Annotated in this window: 19 protein-coding genes; 10 read left to right on the forward strand and 9 right to left on the reverse strand. The window is 62.5% G+C overall.

What is annotated here, in order from left to right; genetic code table 11:
* Positions 1-190: 190 nt before the first annotated feature.
* Both speB and E8E78_RS27370 read left to right on the forward strand, forming a co-directional pair.
* Positions 191-1,141 (forward strand): agmatinase, encoded by a 951-nt coding sequence (gene speB, locus E8E78_RS27365; protein ID WP_016498452.1) that lies wholly within the window; start codon positions 191-193, stop codon positions 1,139-1,141.
* A gap of 132 nt (positions 1,142-1,273) precedes the next feature.
* Positions 1,274-2,653 (forward strand): sodium:solute symporter, encoded by a 1,380-nt coding sequence (locus tag E8E78_RS27370; protein ID WP_016498451.1) that lies wholly within the window; start codon positions 1,274-1,276, stop codon positions 2,651-2,653.
* Between the two features lie 184 nt (positions 2,654-2,837).
* On the opposite strand, the gene E8E78_RS27375 is transcribed toward E8E78_RS27370, so the two are convergent.
* Together E8E78_RS27375 and E8E78_RS27380 are read right to left on the reverse strand one after the other, a co-directional pair.
* Complete coding sequence (locus E8E78_RS27375) at positions 2,838-2,966, reverse strand: PA1414 family protein (RefSeq protein WP_009683677.1); 129 nt, start codon at positions 2,964-2,966, stop codon at positions 2,838-2,840.
* Between the two features lie 124 nt (positions 2,967-3,090).
* Positions 3,091-3,984, reverse strand: coding sequence for a LysR family transcriptional regulator (locus tag E8E78_RS27380; protein WP_059394743.1), 894 nt, complete (start codon positions 3,982-3,984; stop codon positions 3,091-3,093).
* 106 nt (positions 3,985-4,090) lie between these two features.
* Here E8E78_RS27380 and E8E78_RS27385 point away from each other — a divergent pair, with 106 nt between their 5' ends.
* Positions 4,091-5,260, forward strand: coding sequence for an MFS transporter (locus E8E78_RS27385; protein WP_280314454.1), 1,170 nt, complete (start codon positions 4,091-4,093; stop codon positions 5,258-5,260).
* 129 nt (positions 5,261-5,389) lie between these two features.
* Here E8E78_RS27385 and E8E78_RS27390 read toward each other — a convergent pair whose 3' ends face one another.
* Together E8E78_RS27390 and E8E78_RS27395 are read right to left on the reverse strand one after the other, a co-directional pair.
* Complete coding sequence (locus E8E78_RS27390) at positions 5,390-6,316, reverse strand: DMT family transporter (protein WP_174371489.1); 927 nt, start codon at positions 6,314-6,316, stop codon at positions 5,390-5,392.
* Positions 6,317-6,422: 106 nt separating this feature from the next.
* Positions 6,423-6,818, reverse strand: a complete 396-nt coding sequence (locus E8E78_RS27395; RefSeq protein ID WP_016498447.1) for a hypothetical protein — start codon at positions 6,816-6,818, stop codon at positions 6,423-6,425.
* 220 nt (positions 6,819-7,038) lie between these two features.
* On the opposite strand from E8E78_RS27395, the gene E8E78_RS27400 reads away from it, so the two are divergent.
* A complete protein-coding gene (locus E8E78_RS27400; RefSeq protein ID WP_049274460.1) occupies positions 7,039-7,335 on the forward strand; it encodes an addiction module antidote protein in 297 nt (98 codons plus the stop codon).
* Positions 7,336-7,421: 86 nt separating this feature from the next.
* Positions 7,422-7,694, forward strand: a complete 273-nt coding sequence (locus tag E8E78_RS27405; protein ID WP_049274459.1) for a hypothetical protein — start codon at positions 7,422-7,424, stop codon at positions 7,692-7,694.
* A gap of 116 nt (positions 7,695-7,810) precedes the next feature.
* On the opposite strand, the gene E8E78_RS27410 is transcribed toward E8E78_RS27405, so the two are convergent.
* A complete protein-coding gene (locus tag E8E78_RS27410) occupies positions 7,811-9,172 on the reverse strand; it encodes a DEAD/DEAH box helicase (RefSeq protein ID WP_019473861.1) in 1,362 nt (453 codons plus the stop codon).
* A gap of 103 nt (positions 9,173-9,275) precedes the next feature.
* On the opposite strand from E8E78_RS27410, the gene E8E78_RS27415 reads away from it, so the two are divergent.
* A complete protein-coding gene (locus tag E8E78_RS27415; RefSeq protein ID WP_049274457.1) occupies positions 9,276-10,577 on the forward strand; it encodes a mechanosensitive ion channel family protein in 1,302 nt (433 codons plus the stop codon).
* A 114-nt stretch (positions 10,578-10,691) separates the two neighbouring features.
* Here E8E78_RS27415 and E8E78_RS27420 read toward each other — a convergent pair whose 3' ends face one another.
* The 4 genes from E8E78_RS27420 to E8E78_RS27435 all read right to left on the reverse strand — a co-directional run bounded on the left by E8E78_RS27420 (position 10,692) and on the right by E8E78_RS27435 (position 13,848).
* Positions 10,692-11,627 carry an AEC family transporter gene (locus tag E8E78_RS27420; protein WP_049274455.1) on the reverse strand — a complete coding sequence of 312 codons (936 nt, stop codon included), beginning with the start codon at positions 11,625-11,627 and terminating at the stop codon, positions 10,692-10,694.
* Position 11,628: 1 nt separating this feature from the next.
* A complete protein-coding gene (locus tag E8E78_RS27425) occupies positions 11,629-12,504 on the reverse strand; it encodes a carboxylate/amino acid/amine transporter (RefSeq protein WP_049274453.1) in 876 nt (291 codons plus the stop codon).
* A 321-nt stretch (positions 12,505-12,825) separates the two neighbouring features.
* Positions 12,826-13,425: an FMN-dependent NADH-azoreductase gene (locus E8E78_RS27430; protein WP_061203413.1), complete on the reverse strand. Its 600-nt coding sequence runs from the start codon at positions 13,423-13,425 to the stop codon at positions 12,826-12,828.
* Positions 13,426-13,533: 108 nt separating this feature from the next.
* Positions 13,534-13,848, reverse strand: a complete 315-nt coding sequence (locus E8E78_RS27435) for a hypothetical protein (RefSeq protein WP_012051530.1) — start codon at positions 13,846-13,848, stop codon at positions 13,534-13,536.
* Between the two features lie 48 nt (positions 13,849-13,896).
* On the opposite strand from E8E78_RS27435, the gene E8E78_RS27440 reads away from it, so the two are divergent.
* The 4 genes from E8E78_RS27440 to E8E78_RS27455 all read left to right on the forward strand — a co-directional run bounded on the left by E8E78_RS27440 (position 13,897) and on the right by E8E78_RS27455 (position 18,093).
* Complete coding sequence (locus E8E78_RS27440) at positions 13,897-14,820, forward strand: LysR family transcriptional regulator (RefSeq protein ID WP_016498438.1); 924 nt, start codon at positions 13,897-13,899, stop codon at positions 14,818-14,820.
* Positions 14,821-14,833: 13 nt separating this feature from the next.
* Positions 14,834-15,646 (forward strand): alpha/beta hydrolase, encoded by an 813-nt coding sequence (locus tag E8E78_RS27445; RefSeq protein ID WP_016498437.1) that lies wholly within the window; start codon positions 14,834-14,836, stop codon positions 15,644-15,646.
* Positions 15,640-16,197 (forward strand): peptidylprolyl isomerase, encoded by a 558-nt coding sequence (locus E8E78_RS27450; RefSeq protein ID WP_049274451.1) that lies wholly within the window; start codon positions 15,640-15,642, stop codon positions 16,195-16,197. Before E8E78_RS27445 ends, E8E78_RS27450 begins: the two co-directional genes overlap by 7 nt.
* A gap of 63 nt (positions 16,198-16,260) precedes the next feature.
* On the forward strand, positions 16,261-18,093 hold the full coding sequence (locus tag E8E78_RS27455) for an ABC transporter ATP-binding protein (RefSeq protein ID WP_049274450.1): 1,833 nt from the start codon (positions 16,261-16,263) through the stop codon (positions 18,091-18,093).
* Positions 18,094-18,214 lie beyond the last annotated feature (121 nt).

An 18,214-nucleotide genomic window follows, 5' to 3' on the forward strand; every position in this document is an offset into this window, starting at 1 on the left:
CTAACCGCTCTGCCGGCCTTTAGTTCAGAAATTCCTGAACTAAGTATTTGTCGGTAGCGATTCTTCCGCGGCACTACCTTGAGCAGACTTGGCCGAAATGTCCCTGCCCGCCGGCAAAACCACACTTGAAAGGCGCGCGGCGGCACAGGTTCGAACAAACAAAACAATCGACCGACTGATGAGGCCCACCGTGGACAAGACTCTCCACCAACCACTGGGCGGCAACGAAATGCCGCGTTTCGGCGGCATCGCCACCATGCTCCGTCTCCCCCACCTGCAAAGTGCCCAAGGCCTGGATGCTGCCTTCATCGGCGTGCCCCTGGACATCGGTACCTCGCTGCGCTCTGGCACCCGCTTCGGCCCACGGCAGATCCGCGCCGAATCGGTGATGATCCGCCCGTACAACATGGCCACCGGTGCCGCCCCGTTCGACTCGCTGTCGGTGGCCGACATCGGTGACGTGGCGATCAACACCTTCAACCTGCTGGACGCCGTGCGCATCATCGAAGAAGCGTATGACGAGATCGTCGAGCACAACGTCATCCCGATGACCCTGGGCGGTGACCACACCATCACCCTGCCGATCCTGCGTGCGCTGCACAAGAAGCACGGCAAGATCGGCCTGGTGCACATCGATGCCCACGCCGACGTCAACGACCACATGTTCGGCGAAAAGATCGCCCACGGCACCACCTTCCGCCGCGCCGTGGAAGAAGGCCTGCTTGATTGCGACCGCGTGGTACAGATCGGCCTGCGCGCCCAGGGCTACACCGCCGATGACTTCAACTGGAGCCGCCGCCAGGGCTTCCGCGTGGTTCAGGCCGAAGAGTGCTGGCACAAATCGCTGGAGCCACTGATGGCCGAAGTCCGGGAAAAGGTCGGCGGCGGCCCGGTTTACCTGTCGTTCGACATCGACGGCATCGACCCGGCCTGGGCGCCCGGTACCGGCACTCCGGAAATCGGCGGCTTGACCACCATCCAGGCGATGGAGATCATTCGCGGCTGCCACGGCCTGGACCTGATCGGCTGTGACCTCGTCGAAGTCTCCCCGCCTTACGACACCACCGGCAACACCTCGCTGCTCGGCGCCAACCTGCTGTTCGAGATGCTCTGCGTGCTACCAGGCGTCGTGCGTCGTTAATACCGCTACACCCCGGCAGGAGCCATGAGGGAGGGCCACAGAGGCCCGCCAACAACACGACAAGACCGCCGGGCGCCGCAAGCCGCCCGCGTGGTCGATCTCGCCATAATAAAGATAATCGGGAGACCCCCAATGGCCTTGGACATCATTGTTGTAATGATCTATACCGCCGGCATGCTCGGGCTTGGCTGGTATGGCATGCGGCGCGCAAAAACCCATGAAGACTACCTGGTAGCCGGGCGCAACCTGGGCCCTGTGCTGTACATGGGCACCATGGCCACCACCGTGCTCGGTGGCGCTTCCACCGTCGGCACCGTGCGCCTGGGCTACGTCCATGGCATTTCCGGCTTCTGGCTGTGCGCAGCCCTGGGCCTGGGCATCATCGCCATCAACCTGTTCCTGGCCAAACCGTTGCTGCGCCTGCGCATATTCACCGTGACCCAGGTGCTTGAGCAACGCTACAACCCCACCGCACGCCAGGCCAGCGCCGTGATCATGCTGGCTTACGCACTGATGATCGGCGTCACCTCGACCCTGGCCATGGCCACCGTATTGCAGGTGCTGCTGGATCTGCCGTTCTGGGCTTCGCTGCTGCTCGGCGGCGGTGTGGTGGTGCTGTACTCCACCATTGGCGGCATGTGGTCGCTGACCCTGACCGACATCGTCCAGTTCGTGATCAAGACCGTCGGCCTGATGTTCATCCTGCTGCCGGTGTGCCTGTACAAGGCCGGTGGCTGGGACACCCTGGTGGCCAAACTGCCAGCGGCCAGCTTCCAGCTGACCACCATTGGCTGGGACACCATCATCACCTACTTCCTGATCTACTTCTTCGGCATCCTCATCGGCCAGGATATCTGGCAGCGGGTGTTCACCGCGCGTGACGAAAAGGTCTGCCAGCGTGCCGGTACCGTTGCCGGTGTGTACTGTGTGGTGTACGGCCTGGCCTGCGCCGCCATCGGCATGGCCGCGCATGTGCTGATGCCCGACCTGGCCAACCCGAACAACGCCTTTGCCGAGATGATCAAAAGCACCCTGCCCGATGGCATCCGTGGCCTGCTGATGGCCGCAGCCCTGGCAGCCATGATGTCCACCGCCAGTGCCGGCCTGCTGGCCGCCTCGACCACCGTGACCGAAGACCTGCTGCCCAAGCTGCGTGGCGGCAAGCAGTCGAGCCTGGGCATGAGCCGCCTGTTCACCCTGCTCACCGGCCTGGTGGTGCTGGGCATCGCGCTGATGGTGAACGATGTGATCAATGCACTGACCCTGGCCTACAACCTGTTGGTCGGTGGCATGCTGATCCCGCTGATCGGGGCGATCTTCTGGAAGCGTGCGACCACCGCCGGCGCGATTGCCAGCATGTCGCTGGGCTTTGCCACCGCGCTGCTGTTCATGTTCAAGGACGGGCTGGAAGCCAACACGCCGATCTACTACAGCCTGGCGATCGGCTTGGTGAGCTTCGTAGCGGTTAGCCTGATGTCGCGCAAACCAGTCGGTGCGGTGAATCTGGCCTGACCATTAGCCTGAAGCGGCCCTATCGCCGGCAAGGCAGTTCCCACAAAGAATGCACAGGGCCTGAGGCTTGCGCAGTATCTGTAGGAGCTGGCTTGCCGGCGATAGGGCCAGAAGAGATAACCATCAACTCTCGGACACAAAAAGGCCGCTACACCCACCCAGGTGCAGCGGCCTTTTTGTTCAATCAGCGACGACGCGGTTGGCGTTTGCGCTGCTCTTCGTCAGTCGGGATCGGCACCGGCTGCAAGGGTGGTGGAATCAGCCCCAGGGCGACCGCCAGGTCGTGGAGCCAGTTGGACAGTGGTTTATTCATAATGCCCCCTTGACGGGTCAGCCTCACGGCGAATCAATCCTGGGATGTTTCATACAGATCATAGCCTGATGTCCTGTATTACGCATGCCTATGCTCTTACAGATAAGGGCCATTTTGACGCGGATCAAGCCGTAGCGGCGCATTCCGACGACTGGTTAATCGTTTCGCATTGTTGCAGGTCGATCCACGCCTGCAAATTCGCCCCACGCATACCCTGGCGCCACATCAGCCAGGTGACCGCCTGATCGAACGGCGCCTGCAGCGGGTGCACCCTTACCTGGGTGCGCCCAGGCAGGCTGTCGAGCATCGACTGGGCCATCATCGCCACGCCTGCACCGGCGATCACGCAGGCCAGCATGCTCTGGTACGACTCAATCTCCATCACCCGGCCCATCGGCGTGTGGGCATGGGCATACCACGCCTCCAGGCGCATGCGGTACGAACAGCCCTGGCGGAAGGTGAACACCGCCTTGCTCGCCACATCCTTGGCAGTGTGCACCGCTGGGTGCTCGGGGCTGGTGATCAGCACCAGCTGCTCTTCGCACAGCGGCACGCCATCCAGCCCGGCCAGGCTCGGCGGGCCATCTACCAAGGCAGCGTCCAGTGTGTGGCCAAGCAGGCCTTCAAGCAACTCGCCGCTAGGCGCTGCGCGCACCTGCAGGTTCACCGCGGGGTAGGCCTGGTGATAACGCGCCAGCAACGCTGGCAGGTGGGTCGCAGCGGTGCTGTACATGGTCCCCAGCACGAAGTCGCCGGCCGGCTGGCCGCCGCGCACAGCGGCCAGCGCCTCGTCGCGCAAGGCCGACAGGCGGTTGGCGTACTCCAGCAGCACCTTGCCGGCCGGCGACAGCTGCAGGCGCTGGCGCTCACGCAGGAACAACTCGACACCCAGTTGCTCCTCAAGCTGGCGCAAACGCGTCGACAGGTTCGATGGCACACGGTGCAAGCGTTCGGCGGCACGGGTGACCGAGCCTTCCTCGGCCACGGCCTGGAAGATACGCAGCTGGCTGAATTCCACAGCATTCTCCAAAACAGAACAACTTTATCATCATTATTCAATTTTATTGAAAATGAAACCGCCCTAACCTGCCAGTCATCGCTTACATCCGTGCAGGAGACCTGTCATGTCGCCCCTCATTCAACTGCTGGCCAGCGCCGTGGCGCTGATGATGGCCATGGGCATCGGCCGTTTTGCCCTCACCCCCCAACTGCCGCAACTGATCGCCGAAGGCCAGTTCGACCTGACGGTCGCCGGGCTGGTCGCGGCCGCCAACTACCTGGGCTATTTCATTGGCGCGGTGGACGCCATGTTCGCCCGCTCACCCGGCCAGGTGCGCCTGCGCCTGGATGGGGGGCTGTGGCTGTGCGTGCTGCTGACCCTGGCCTCATGGGCCGCCGACGGGTTCTGGAGCCACCTGCTGCTGCGCTTTGGCACCGGCGTGGCCAGTGCCTGGGTGCTGGTGATGATCACCAGCCTCAGCCAACAGGTGGCCAACGCACACAATCACCAACGGCTGGGTGCCCTGGTGTTTGCAGGGCCCGGCCTGGGCATCGCCGTGACCGGCCTGTTGGCACTGGTGGCGCACTTGGCTGGGCTGGGCTCGGCAGCACTGTGGCTGATCTATGCCGTGGCCGCGCTGGTGATGCTGCTGGCCGTGCGGCCTTGGTTGCCACGCGTTATACAAGCTGCGCCAACCTCATCGCCCTCGCACCCGGGCCCGACCCGCAGCGTCGGCATTGGCCGCCTGGCGCTGGTATACGCGCTGTACGGCGTGGGTTACATCCTGCCAGCCACCTTCCTCTCACAGATGGCCAACCAGCAGTTTCGCGGGCAGTGGATGGCCGACCTGTTCTGGCCGGCGTTTGGCCTGTCGGCAGCGCTGGGAGTGATGCTGGTGAGCCTGCGCCGTGGTGGCCGCACCTCGACCTGGCTCACCGCCACCTTGTGGTTGCAAGGGCTTGGCGTGCTGGCCTGCCTGATGGGCGGGGGTATCGGGTTGGCGCTGGGAGTGGTGCTGTGTGGCGGGCCGTTCCTGGCCTGCATGCAACTGGTGATGCAACGCTCGCGGGAGTTGGCACCGCATGCCACACAACGCAATGCCGGGCTGCTGACCGCGTGCTTTGCCCTGGGGCAGTTGAGCGGGCCGTTGTTGGCTGCGGTCAGTAGCCATTACAGCGGCGGCCTGCAGCCGGCGTTAGTGCTGGCGGCGGTGGGGCTGGGGCTGGCGGGCGTGCTGGTCATGACCAGTGGGCAGAGCACTCAAGGTTGCCAGCCAGTAGCCCGTACAGCCTGAGCAGCTGATTTTGCCTGCACGGGCACTATCGCCGGCAAGCCAGCTCCCACAGGTATACGTACCACTTCAAGGCCTGATGTACTCCTGTAGGAGCTAGCTTGCCGGCGATGGGGCCAGCACAGGCAACCTTCAACCCACCAGCTTGCGCAGTTGTTGCTTCACCCAAGGCTCGGCACTCACCAGAACCACGCCCAGCAACACCAACAGCGCGCCGATCACGAAATTGACGCTCAACGGCTCATCCAGCAGCAGCACCCCAAAGGTCACCCCGAACAGCGGGGTAATGAACGAAAACACCGCCAGGTTGGACGCCAGGTATTTGCGCAGCAACCAGAACCAGGTCAGGTAACTGATGAACGACACCACAACCCCCTGGAACAGCACACTGCCCATCGCCAAGGGTGTCAGCGATACAGCGCCGATCTGCCCGCTAAGCAAGGCAATCAGCAACAGGCCTGCAAAACCTACCGCCAGCTGATAGAACAAGGTCAAGGTAGCCGGTGCTTCCGACAGCCGCGAGCAGCGCACCACGACTGTGGTAGCGCCCCAGGCCAGCCCGGCGATCACGCCAAAGGCATCGCCCAGCAGCATCCGGCCATCCATTTCCTCGAACGACATGCCGCCAGCAAACGCCATGGCTATGCCGCCAAATGCCAACAAAATCCCCAGCCACTGCAAAAAACGCAGCCGCTCGCTGGGTAGCCGGAAGTGCAGGCCCAACGCGGTGAACACCGGTGCGGTATAGAGAAACACCGACATGTGCGCCGCCGACGTCAGCTTCAGGCCTTCGGCGATGAACAGGAATTCCACACCGAACAGCCCGCCCGCGAGCAAACCCGCGCGCCATGTGCTGCCGACCTGATCCCAGCCACCGCGCCAGCACAGCATCAGCGCCACCAGCACAGCTGCGATGCCATTGCGCAGCGCGGCCTGCATCACCGGCGCGATGTCGACGGCGGCGGTCTTGATCAGCACCTGCTGGCAACCCCAGATCAGGCACAGCCCCAGCATCACCTGAAAGGCAAAGGCGTCAGGGTTCTTGCGGACCGCGCTCATAGGCGGGCCTGTGGGGTGATAGAAGGCATGGGCAAAGGCTCGGCAGTATTCAGAAGCTACCGATTATCGGGTTTCCCTACCCGCTCTTGCCAGCCTCAAAACGACCTCAAGCGATCTGCGCCTTCGAAGACACCTGTTCGAAGGTTGCCTCATCCAGCGCATCCGCCTGTTCGTCCAGCACCTGGCGCGGGTGTTCGAAGCCCGGGATGCTGCTGTCGATCAGGCTCAACAAGCGTAACCCGCGCTCGGTCAGCACGAAGTTTTCGCCATTGCCGCCCTCTTCTTCCGGGCGGCTTTCGATGAAGCCACGCTCGAACAGCAACTTTTCATACTCGCAAGCATGGGTTTTAAGGTGGTCCAGGTCCCCCACCGGCTCACCTTTGGCGGCCTGCGCCGCGGCGTGCTGTTCGGCATAGGGGCGTGGCGTAAAGCTGTGACCGGCGCCGTTCTGCACTTCGTGCAGCAAACGTTCGATCAGGTCCCAATCGTAGGCGATGCTCATGGCTACGGGCTCCTGCTGTGGACGGAATGGGTACACAGGTTGGGACCTGCCGGCGCAAGCGGTGTTCCGAGAGATGAAGGCTGGATGGATGCCACGGTCTGAAGCCGCGCAGGCAGCAATAGACAGAAACCATTTGCTGTCTCGTCTTGTGTAGTTTAAAAACTACATTCACTTGATGAAGAAACCCGAATCCAGATTCTGCGTTCGTGGAGGATGCAAAATGACTGAAACCTTCTCTGAATTCGATCCTGCCGCGTACCTCACTACACCTGAAGCAATCGCGCAGTTCATAACCGATGCACTTGAAACCGGCGATGCCAGCTATGTCGCTAAAGCTGTCGGCGTGGTTGCACGCGCCAAGGGCATGAGCGAACTGGCGAAAGAGACTGGGCTGTCCCGAGAGCAGCTTTACAGGTCATTCAGCGAGCATGGCAATCCTACGCTGAAGTCGTTTCTGATCGTGATGAAGGCGTTGGAAATAGACATGACGGCGCGGCCTCACCTCGCCAGGGGATAACGCTTCTGCGCCATCGGTCGCCAAGGCTGAACTTGCTTGCCGCCGCAATGTTCCACCGCGCATAGCCACCTCTAGAGGTAAAAAGGATGAAACCGCTGCTGCCGATTACCTGCGTCATTGCACTGTCCTGCGCCCTGCCCGCCTGGGCCTGCACACCGGAGGAAGCCACGCAGAAACGTGAAGAGCTGGCCGGGTTGGTTACCCAGTTGACCGAGCAGAACCCGCAGAAGGCCAAGGAGATCAACGACGAGCTTCAAGGGATGGATCTAGGGACGGCGAGCAAGGACTTGCCCGACAAGTGCCAGCTGATAGACCAGCGGATCAAGGAACTGAAAACGGCGGAGAAGAAGGCTGATTGACCGGTTGCCTTCGATGGCTCCATCGCCGGCAAGCCAGCTCCCACAGGTCCCGCTGAATTCAGCATCTGGGTTTCCTGTGGGAGCTGGCTTGCCGGCGATAGGGCCTTGATAGCTACTTATTCAGCAGCAGGCTTGCGCTTTTTCAGCGGCGCCAGGCCGTCAGCGCTGGCCAGAGGTGCATTGGCCCGCGGTTTGGCGGTTGGCTTGCGCTTGGCGGCAGCTTTCTTGTCGCCGGTTTTCTTGTCAACTTTCTTCTTCTTGGCGCCAACAGCCTTGCCCGAGGCCTTGACCTTCTTCGGCCCGCTGTAGGTGCCTTTCACTTCCTTGATCACACGGCGCTCGAACTGCTGCTTGAGGTAGCGTTCGATGCTCGACATCAGGTTCCAGTCGTTGTGGGTGATCAGCGAGATCGCCAGGCCTTCGCCACCGGCACGGCCGGTACGGCCCACGCGGTGTACGTACTCGTCACCGCTGCGAGGCATGTCGAAGTTGATCACCAGGTCCAGGCCGTCGATATCCAGGCCGCGAGCCGCCACGTCGGTAGCCACCAGCACCTTGGAGCTGCCCTGCTTGAAGCGCTCGATGGCCAGTTTGCGGTCTTTCTGGTCCTTCTCGCCGTGCAACACGAAAGCCTTCACGTCCTTGGCCACCAGGTGACCGTAGATGCGGTCGGCCATGGCGCGGGTGTTGGTGAAGATGATCGCCTTGTCGAAGGTTTCGTTGGCCAGCAGCCACTGCGCGATGTGCTCTTTGTGCTGGTCGTGGTCGGCGGTGATGATCTGCTGGCGGGTGCCTTCGGCCAGCTGCGAGACGCTGTTGAGCATCAGGTGCTCAGGGTCTTTCAGCACCTTGCCGATGATATCGCGCAGGGCAGCGCCACCGGTGGTGGCGGAGAACAGCAGGGTCTGCTCGCGGTTCTCGCACTCCTTGCACAGGCGCTCCATGTCTTCGGCAAAGCCCATATCCAGCATGCGGTCGGCTTCGTCGAGGATAAGTACCTGCACGTGGGACAGGTCGAGGTTGCCGGCGTTGAGCTGCTCAAGCAGGCGGCCCGGGGTGCCGATCAGCACGTCCGGCACCTTGCGCAGCATGGCGGCCTGCTCCTTGAAGTCTTCGCCGCCGGTCACCAGGCCCGCCTTGATGTAAGTGAACTGCGAGAACAGCTCCACCTGCTTCAAGGTTTGCTGGGCCAGCTCGCGGGTCGGCAGCAGGATCAGCGCACGGATCTCGACGCGCCCGCCTTTCAGGTCGACCAGGCGGTTGAGCAGCGGCAGTACGAAGGCCGCCGTCTTGCCACTGCCGGTCTGCGCAGTCACACGCAGGTCGCGCCCTTGCAGGGCCAGGGGGATGGCCGCGGCCTGCACCGGGGTCGGCTCGACAAATTTAAGCTCGGCCACGGCTTTAAGCAGGCGTTCATGCAGGGCGAATTGGGAGAACACGGAGGTAACCTCAGGCAAGTGCGGGAAATTCAGTTGCATAGGGTAACGTTTTCTGCCGCCTTAGCCGAATTTCTTTTGGCAACTTTGTCGCCATCCGCGCTCTAATGGCACCTCGTTTCACAACAAGACTGTACCCAAACCCATGGATATACAACGAATCTGGCGTGACTCCCTCGACCTGTGGGGCACCCTCGACCAACACCCCATGCTGCACGCGGCCATCGGCCTGGCGGTGCTGCTGCTGATTTCCCTGGTGGTCGGCCGCCTGGCGCGGTTCCTGATGCTGCATGGCGCCCGTCTGCTGGCCCGCCAGCCTGCCCTGAAGTGGCTGGACGACCTGCGCCATAACAAGGTGTTCCACCGCCTGGCGCAAACCACGCCCTCGCTGGTGCTGCAGTTTGGCCTGAAGCTGGTGCCGGAGCTGTCCGACACTGCCCAGCACTTCCTGGGCAATGTCGCCCTGGCCTTTACCCTGCTGTTCATGACCATGGCACTGTCGTGCCTGCTGGATGCACTGCTCGACATCTACGCCCGCACCGAACACGCCCGCACACGCTCCATCAAGGGCTACGTGCAACTGGCCAAGATGATGCTGTGGATCTTCGCGTCCATCGTCATCGTCGCCACCCTGATCGACCGCTCGCCGCTGTTGCTGCTGTCCGGTCTGGGTGCCATGTCGGCGGTGCTGCTGTTGGTGTACAAGGACACCCTGCTGTCGTTCGTCGCCAGCGTGCAACTCACCAGCAACGACATGCTGCACGTGGGTGACTGGATCGAAATGCCGCAGGTGGGTGCTGATGGTGACGTAGTGGACATCACCCTGCACACGGTGAAGGTGCAGAACTTCGACAAGACGATTGTCTCCATCCCCACCTGGCGCCTGATGAGCGAGTCGTTCCGCAACTACCGCGGCATGCAGCAGTCCGGTGGCCGGCGGATCAAGCGCAGCCTGTTCATCGATGCAGCCGGGGTGCGTTTCCTCACCCGCGAAGAGGAGCAGCGACTGAGCCAGGTACAGTTGCTGGGCGACTACCTGGCCGGCAAGCGCCAGGAGCTGCAGAACTGGAACGAAGCCCTGGGGCCTGTCGCCGAGCTGGCGGCCAACCGCCGCAAGCTGACCAACATCGGCACCTTCCGCGCGTTTGCCCTGGCCTACCTGAAAAACCACCCCAACGTGCACCCGAACATGACCTGCATGGTGCGGCAGATGCAGACCACGGCCGAAGGCGTGCCGCTGGAGATCTACTGCTTCACCACTACCACGGTGTGGGCGGACTATGAGCGGATTCAGGGGGATATCTTCGACTATTTGCTGGCGGTGTTGCCGGAGTTCGGGTTGAGCCTGTATCAGCAGCCCAGTGGCAATGACATGCGGGTGGGGTTGAGTGGGCGTGCGGCGCAAGAGCCTGTGTCGCGTCGGCTGGAAGAGATGAGCGAGGTTTGAGATTGCCGGGGCTGCTTTGCAGCCCATTCGCAGCACAAGGCTGCTCCTACAAGATGTACGCGTTCCCTGTAGGAGCAGCCTTGTGCTGCGAATGGGGCGCAAAGCGCCCCCGAATCACCCCGCGTAACCTAGCAGGTACAACAGCCCGGTCAAGGTCACCAGCGATGCCACGGTCGACAACAGGATCGTCCGGGAAATCAGCCCCGCCTCGCGGTTGTAATACTCCGCCAGCATGAACGGCCCGGTGCCGGTCGGCAGGGCCGCCAGCAGCACCGCCGAAGCCGCCCACATGCTCGGCAGGCTGAATACCTTGTATGCCAGCACCCAGGTCAACGCCGGCTGCCCCACCAGCTTCAAGCCCACCAGTGGCCACGGGCTGGCTTGCGCACCCGCACGCTTTTCTGCCAGGAATGCACCCAGCGATACCAAGGCGCACGGCGTGGCGGCTAGCGCCAGCATGTCCAGAAAATGCAGCACCGGCTCGGCCAGCCCCAACCCGCTCATGGCCCAGCCAGCCCCCGCCAGCGGCGAAATCACCAGCGGGTTCTTCGCCAGCGCCTTGCCAACGACCACCACGGCGCGACCGATACGCCGCTCCTCCTGTAGCCCGACTTCGATCAGGGTCAGCGAAATGGCGAACACCAGGCACACCACGATCAACGATGAAATCAGCGCCGGCTGCAAGCCCGCCTGGCCGAACAGCAGCAGGCACAACGGGATGCCTATATAGCCGGTGTTGGCGTACCCCGCACTGAGCCCGTCGATGCTAGATGCTACCAGGCCATGGCCGCTGTTCAGGCGCCACAACAGCGTGACCACGAACATGGCCAGGGCGCCCGTGCCAAAGGCCGCGATGAACCCCGGGTGCCAAATCTCGCTCCAGGTGGCAGTGGCCGTTACCTTGAACAGCAACGCCGGCAGGCACAGCCAGACCACCATCTTGTTGATTTCGGCGGCGGCCTTGTCACCCAGCTTGTTGGTCTTGCGGCATAGATAACCGACCAGGATCAGGGCGAAGATCGGCGCAACAATGACGAAGATGGTGTGCATGTCAGGCCTTGTTGGCCAGCGGAGCCTGCGCGCGTGCGCCCAACCGGCTCAGCCACACCGACGCCAGGATGATCCCGCCGCCAATGAACAGCCGCCCTAGCGGCTCGTGCTGGTTCCAGATCAGCAGGTTCAACAGCAACCCCACCGGCACATGCAGGTTGTTCATGACCGCCAGTGTGCCGCCAGAAACCATGCACGCGCCCTTGTTCCACCAGTACAGGCCCAGCGCCGTCGGGCATAGGCCCAGGAACAGCAGCACCAGCCATTGCACATCGGTACTCGGCAGGTGCTGGGCATTGCCGAACAGCAGGAAGGCCGGCAGCACCACCAGCAAGGCCCCCAAGTAGAAGTAGCCAAAACGGGCGTAGTGCGGCAGGTCACTGGGGTTGCGCGCGACCAGGTGGCGGTACAGCACCTGGCCGGCGGCATAGGTGAAGTTGGCCAGTTGCAGCAACAGGAAGCCGATGAAGAACTCGCCGCTGATGCTGTCGAAGCGGATCACCGCGGCACCGGCTACCGCCACCAGCGCAGCCAGCAGTGCCCATGGGTTGAAACGCCGGTTCATGGCGTCTTCGATCAACGTCACGTGCAACGGCGTGAGGATGGTGAATAGCAGCACCTCTGGCACCGTGAGTACGCGGAAGCTCAGGTACAGGCAGACGTAGGTGATGCCGTATTGCAGGGCACCGATCAACAGCATCGAGCGCATGAAGCGCGGTTCGACCTGGCGCCAGCGGGTCAGGGGCAGGAATACCAGGCCGGCCAGCAGCACCCGTGCGAGCACGGCGAAGTAGCTGTCGACGTGCCCGGCTAGGTACTCGCCGATCAGGCTGAAGGAAAACGCCTGGATCAGCGCGACGATTATCAGGTAGCCCATGGTTGCCTCTCGTAATCAAGGCCGCGACCTTAGCGGGTTGCGGCGAATGAGTTCAACCATGAGGAATGTAGGGGTGACGGCGAACGCGGTCTTTGTGGGAGCGGCATTGTGTCGCGAAAGGGGTGCGAAGCGCCCCCAGGATTTCTGCACAGCAGCACATATTGCCGGGGCTGCTTTGCAGCCCTTTCGCGACACAAGGCCGCTCCTACACAGAGCACAAGCAGACCGCATATGCACAAAAAATAAAAAAGCCCGGCCATTGGCCGGGCAGTACACCCAAAGGAGCAAAAACAGGTGTCAGGGTTGGGAATTCGTGAAGCCTCAGGCCACCGCCGCCAGCCTGGCCTTGGCCTGGTTGACACCTTTCTCGTGGAACTCGCCGCTCATGTTCAGGCCTTCGGCATGGATGAAGTCGACATCGTGAATGCCGATGAAAGCCATCACCTGGCGCAGGTACGGTTCCTGGTGGTCGCTGGTAGCGCCGGCATGGATACCGCCGCGGGCAGTCAGGACGATGGCGCGCTTGCCGGTCAGCAGGCCCTGCGGGCCAGTGGGGGTGTACTTGAAGGTGATGCCGGCACGCAGCACGTGGTCCAGCCAGGCCTTGAGGGTGCTGGGGATGGTGAAGTTGTACATGGGTGCGGCCATCACCAGCACGTCGGTAGCCAGCAATTCATCCGTCAATTGGTTGGAACGGGCCAGCGCATCCAGTTCGGCGGCGCTGCGCTGTTCTTCGGGCTTCATCCAGCCACCCAGCAGGTTGGCGTCCAGGTGCGGCACCGGGTCTACGGCCAGGTCACGCACAGTAATCTGATCAGCCGGGTGAGCGGCCTGCCATTGCTGGATGAAATCACGGGTCAGCTGACGGGAAACGGAATCCTGCTGGCGGGCGCTGCTTTCAATGATCAGTACGCGGGACATGGGGTGCCTCCATCGGCAAAAGGGTGCGATTCGATGGAGGTGAGATTAAGGCTTGACCTATCGATAAAAAAGCGTAAAAAGTGGGTTCAATCAATCGATTAATCAGTTTTATTCCGCGCTGCAGTTCAAGGCGATCCGCAGTTTGATGATCTGCCGATTGAATTTGGCGGTGACATCGACGCTTTTGCCGGCCGGAACGTTCACCCGGCGTACCCGCGGTGCTTCCGGGCCATTGCGAAAGGTGACCTTGCACGCCGCCGGTACTTGCCCATAGTTGTTCAGGGTAATGGCGCCAATGTCGTAGGCCGTGTCATAGGCGGTGTAGTCGAGCTTGACCCCGGTCAGTTCCTTCTCCACGTCGATGGGATAAGCCATGGCCCCGAGGGGCAGGCACATCAGTATTGCCGCACAACATTTCTTCATGGGCCGCTCTCCTTGAAAGAGCGCAGCTTAGGACAACAGGAGCGAAAGATGAAAGCGCCGCGCGTAACCCTTGACCAGTGGCGGACCCTGCAAGCAGTGGTCGATCACGGTGGGTTTGCCCAGGCCGCCGAGGCACTGCACCGTTCGCAGTCCTCGGTCAGCTACACGGTGGCCCGCATGCAGGAACAACTGGGCGTGCCATTGCTGCGCATCGACGGCCGCAAGGCGGTACTCACCGAGGCGGGCAACGTGCTGCTGCGCCGCTCACGCCACCTGGTCAAGCAGGCCAGCCAGCTCGAAGACCTTGCCCACCACATGGAACAAGGCTGGGAAGCCGAAGTGCGGCTGGTGGTCGATGCCGCCTACCCCAGTGCGCGGCTGGTACGTGCCCTGGCCGCGTTCATGCCGCAAAGCCGCGGCTGCCGGGTGCGCCTGCGTGAAGAAGTATTGTCTGGCGTAGAAGAAGTGATGCACGAAGGTATCGCCGACCTGGCCATCAGCAGCTACAGCATTGGCGGCTACCTGGGCGCCGAGCTGAGCGCGGTGGAGTTCGTCGCCGTCGCCCACCCCGAACACAGCCTGCACCGCCTGGGCCGGGAACTCACCTTCCAGGACCTGGAAAGCCAGCTGCAGGTAGTTATCCGCGACTCCGGCCGCGCACAACCACGCGACGTCGGCTGGCTGGGTGCCGAGCAGCGCTGGACCGTGGGCAGCCTGGGCACTGCCGCCACCTTTGTCAGCAGTGGCCTTGGCTTTGCCTGGCTGCCCCGGCACATGATCGAGCGCGAGCTGACTGAAGGCGTGCTCAAACCGCTGCAGCTGGATCAGGGTGGCAGCCGTCACCCACTGTTCTACCTTTATTCGAGCAAAGAGAAGACCCTGGGCCCGGCCACGCAGATTCTCATCGACCTGCTGCGCAACTTCGACACCGCGCCACTGGACGTGCCCTTCGCAGCCCCCCCGCAAGCCTGAGAGGACCGCGCCCATGGCCTATTTCGAACACGAAGGATGCGCACTGCATTACGAGGAATATGGCCAGGGCGAACCCTTGGTGTTGCTGCACGGCCTGGGCTCCAGCTGCCAGGACTGGGAGTTGCAGGTGCCGGTGCTCAGCCGTCATTACCGGGTGATCCTCATGGACATCCGCGGCCACGGTCGCTCCGACAAGCCCCGGGACGGCTACCAGATCGCCACCTTCAGTGCCGACCTGCTGGCCCTGCTCGAACACCTGCACACAGGCCCGGTGCACTTCGTTGGCCTGTCCATGGGCGGCATGGTGGGTTTTCAGTTCGCTGTAGACCACCCTCAATGGCTGCGCAGCCTGTGCATCGTCAACAGCGCCCCCGAGGTCAAGCGCCGCACCCGTAGTGACTGGGCCTGGTGGCTCAAGCGCTGGGGCCTGGCGCGCCTGCTCAGTGTCGAAACCGTCGGCAAGGGCCTGGCCGAGCGCCTGTTCCCCAAGCCCCATCAAGCAGACCTGCGGCAGAAGATGGCCCAGCGTTGGGCGCGCAATGACAAACGCGCCTACCTCAAGAGCTTCGACGCCATCGTCGACTGGGGCGTGCAGGAACGCATCGGGCAGATCCACTGTCCTACCCTGGTGATCGCCGCCGACCACGATTACACCCCGATACAACTGAAAGAGCGTTACGTGGCCCTGATGCCGAACGCCAGGCTGGTCGTTGTCGACGATTCCCGGCACGCTACGCCCCTCGATCAACCCGAGGTCTTCAACCAGACCCTGCTGCAGTTCCTTGCAGCCGCTTCCACCTCTCAAGGATCTTTGAGCCCATGCTGAAAAAACTCCTGCTCACCGCCTGCTCGGTCGCCTTCGCCACCAGCGTCATGGCTTCCGACAAGACCCCGCACGTCAGGCTCGACACCAGTTTCGGCCAGGTCGAAATCGAGCTGAACGCCGAGAAGGCGCCGATCAGTACCAAGAACTTCCTCGAGTACGTCGACAGCGGCTTCTACAACAACACCATTTTCCACCGCGTGATCCCCGGCTTCATGGTCCAGGGCGGCGGCTTTACTGACCAGATGGTACAGAAGAACACCAACGACCCGATCAAGAACGAGGCCAGCAATGGCCTGCTGAACACCCGCGGCACCCTGTCGATGGCGCGCACCTCCAACCCGAACTCCGCCACCAGCCAGTTCTTCATCAACGTAGCCGACAACGATTTCCTCAACCCGGGGCGCGACGCCGGGTACGCCGTGTTCGGCAAGGTGACCAAGGGTATGGACGTGGTCGACCAGATCGTCAACTCGCAAACCACCACCAAAAAAGGCATGCGTGATGTACCGGCCGACCCGGTCTACATCAAGTCGGCCAAACGCATCGACTGACCGCAGGCTGCACAGGGACGTGCAACCGCCTGAGGGCCGGATGGAACAGGAGTGTCGTTACCCATGCTGTACCGTCGTTTTGAACAGCTGATCGATATCTTTCGCGAAGCACCCAGTGAATCGCCCCCCACCACCGTGTGGCCGTTCTACCTGTATTACCTGCGCCAGGTCTGGCCCAGCTTCCTCGCCCTGCTGGTGGTCGGCCTGTTCGCCTCGCTGATCGAGGTGGCGATGTTCAGCTATCTCAGCCGCATCATCGACCTGGCCCAGGGCACGCCGAATGCCAGCTTCTTCAGCGAGCACAGCGGTGAACTGATCTGGATGCTGGTGGTGATCCTGCTGCTGCGGCCGTTGTTTTTTGGCCTGCACGACCTGCTGGTACACCAGACCATCAACCCCGGCATGACCAGCCTGATCCGCTGGCAAAACCACACCTATGTGCTCAAGCAGAGCCTGAATTTCTTCCAGAGCGACTTCGCCGGGCGCATTGCCCAGCGCATCATGCAGACCGGCAACTCGCTGCGTGATTCTGCCGTGCAGGCGGTGGACGCGTTGTGGCATGTGCTGATCTATGCGATCACCTCGCTGGTGCTGTTTGCAGAAGCCGACTGGCGCCTGATGCTGCCGCTGCTGGTCTGGATCGCCGGCTACATCGCCGCGCTGTTCTACTTCGTGCCACGGGTCAAGGAGCGCTCGGTGATCTCGTCCGACGCTCGCTCCAAGCTCATGGGGCGTATCGTCGACGGCTATACCAACATCGCGACGCTGAAGCTGTTCGCCCACACCGACTACGAGCAGCAGTACGCACGTGAGGCGATCCGCGAGCAAACCGAGAAAACCCAGCTGGCTTCACGGGTAATTACCAGCATGGACGTGGTCATCACCACCCTCAACGGCCTGCTGGTGGTCGCCACCACCGGCCTTGCCCTGTGGCTGTGGAGCCAATCGCTGATCACCGTGGGTGCCATCGCCCTGGCCACTGGCCTGGTGATCCGCATCGTCAACATGTCGGGCTGGATCATGTGGGTGGTCAACGGCATCTTCGAGAACATCGGCATGGTCCAGGACGGCCTGCAGACCATCGCCCAGCCGGTTACCGTCACCGACCCGCCCAACGCGCCGGCGCTCAAGGTCAGCCGCGGCGCGGTGCATTTCGATGATGTCGACTTCCACTATGGCAAGGGTGCCAACGTGATCGAAGGGCTCGACCTGAACATTCGCCCGGGCGAAAAAATCGGCCTGATCGGCCCGTCGGGCGCGGGCAAGTCGACGTTGGTCAACCTGCTGTTGCGCCTCTATGACGTGCAGGGCGGGCGCATCCTCATCGATGGCCAGAATATTGCCGAAGTCAGCCAGGCCAGCCTGCGCGCGCAGATCGGCATGATCACCCAGGACACCTCGTTGCTGCACCGCTCGATCCGCGACAACCTGCTGTATGGCCGCCCCGGCGCCAGCGAGGCGGAGTTGCACGAAGCGGTTCGCCGCGCCCGCGCCGACGAGTTCATCCCTCAACTGTCGGACGCCCAAGGCCGCACCGGCTTCGATGCCCATGTGGGTGAGCGCGGGGTCAAGTTGTCGGGCGGCCAACGCCAGCGCATCGCCATTGCCCGGGTGCTGTTGAAGAACGCGCCGATCCTGATCATGGACGAAGCCACTTCAGCGCTGGACTCGGAGGTGGAGGCGGCCATCCAGGAAAGCCTGGAGACGCTGATGCAAGGCAAGACGGTGATCGCCATTGCCCACCGGCTGTCGACCATTGCCCGGATGGACCGCCTGGTGGTGCTGGACAAGGGCCGGATTGTCGAAAGTGGCAGCCACGCTGAGTTGCTGGAGCAACAAGGGTTGTATGCCCGGTTGTGGCACCACCAGACCGGGGGCTTTGTCGGGGTCGACTGACTCCTGCACCGGCCTCTTCGCGGGCTTGCCCGCTCCCACAGGATCACCGCAGGCTGTCAGAACTGTGCAATACCTGTGGGAGCGGGCAGGCCCGCGAAGAGGCCGGCACAGGCAACACAAA

It is taken from the genome of Pseudomonas sp. BN505, from assembly GCF_029873175.1.
In the GTDB taxonomy this organism is placed as follows: Bacteria; Pseudomonadota; Gammaproteobacteria; order Pseudomonadales; family Pseudomonadaceae; genus Aquipseudomonas; species Aquipseudomonas putida.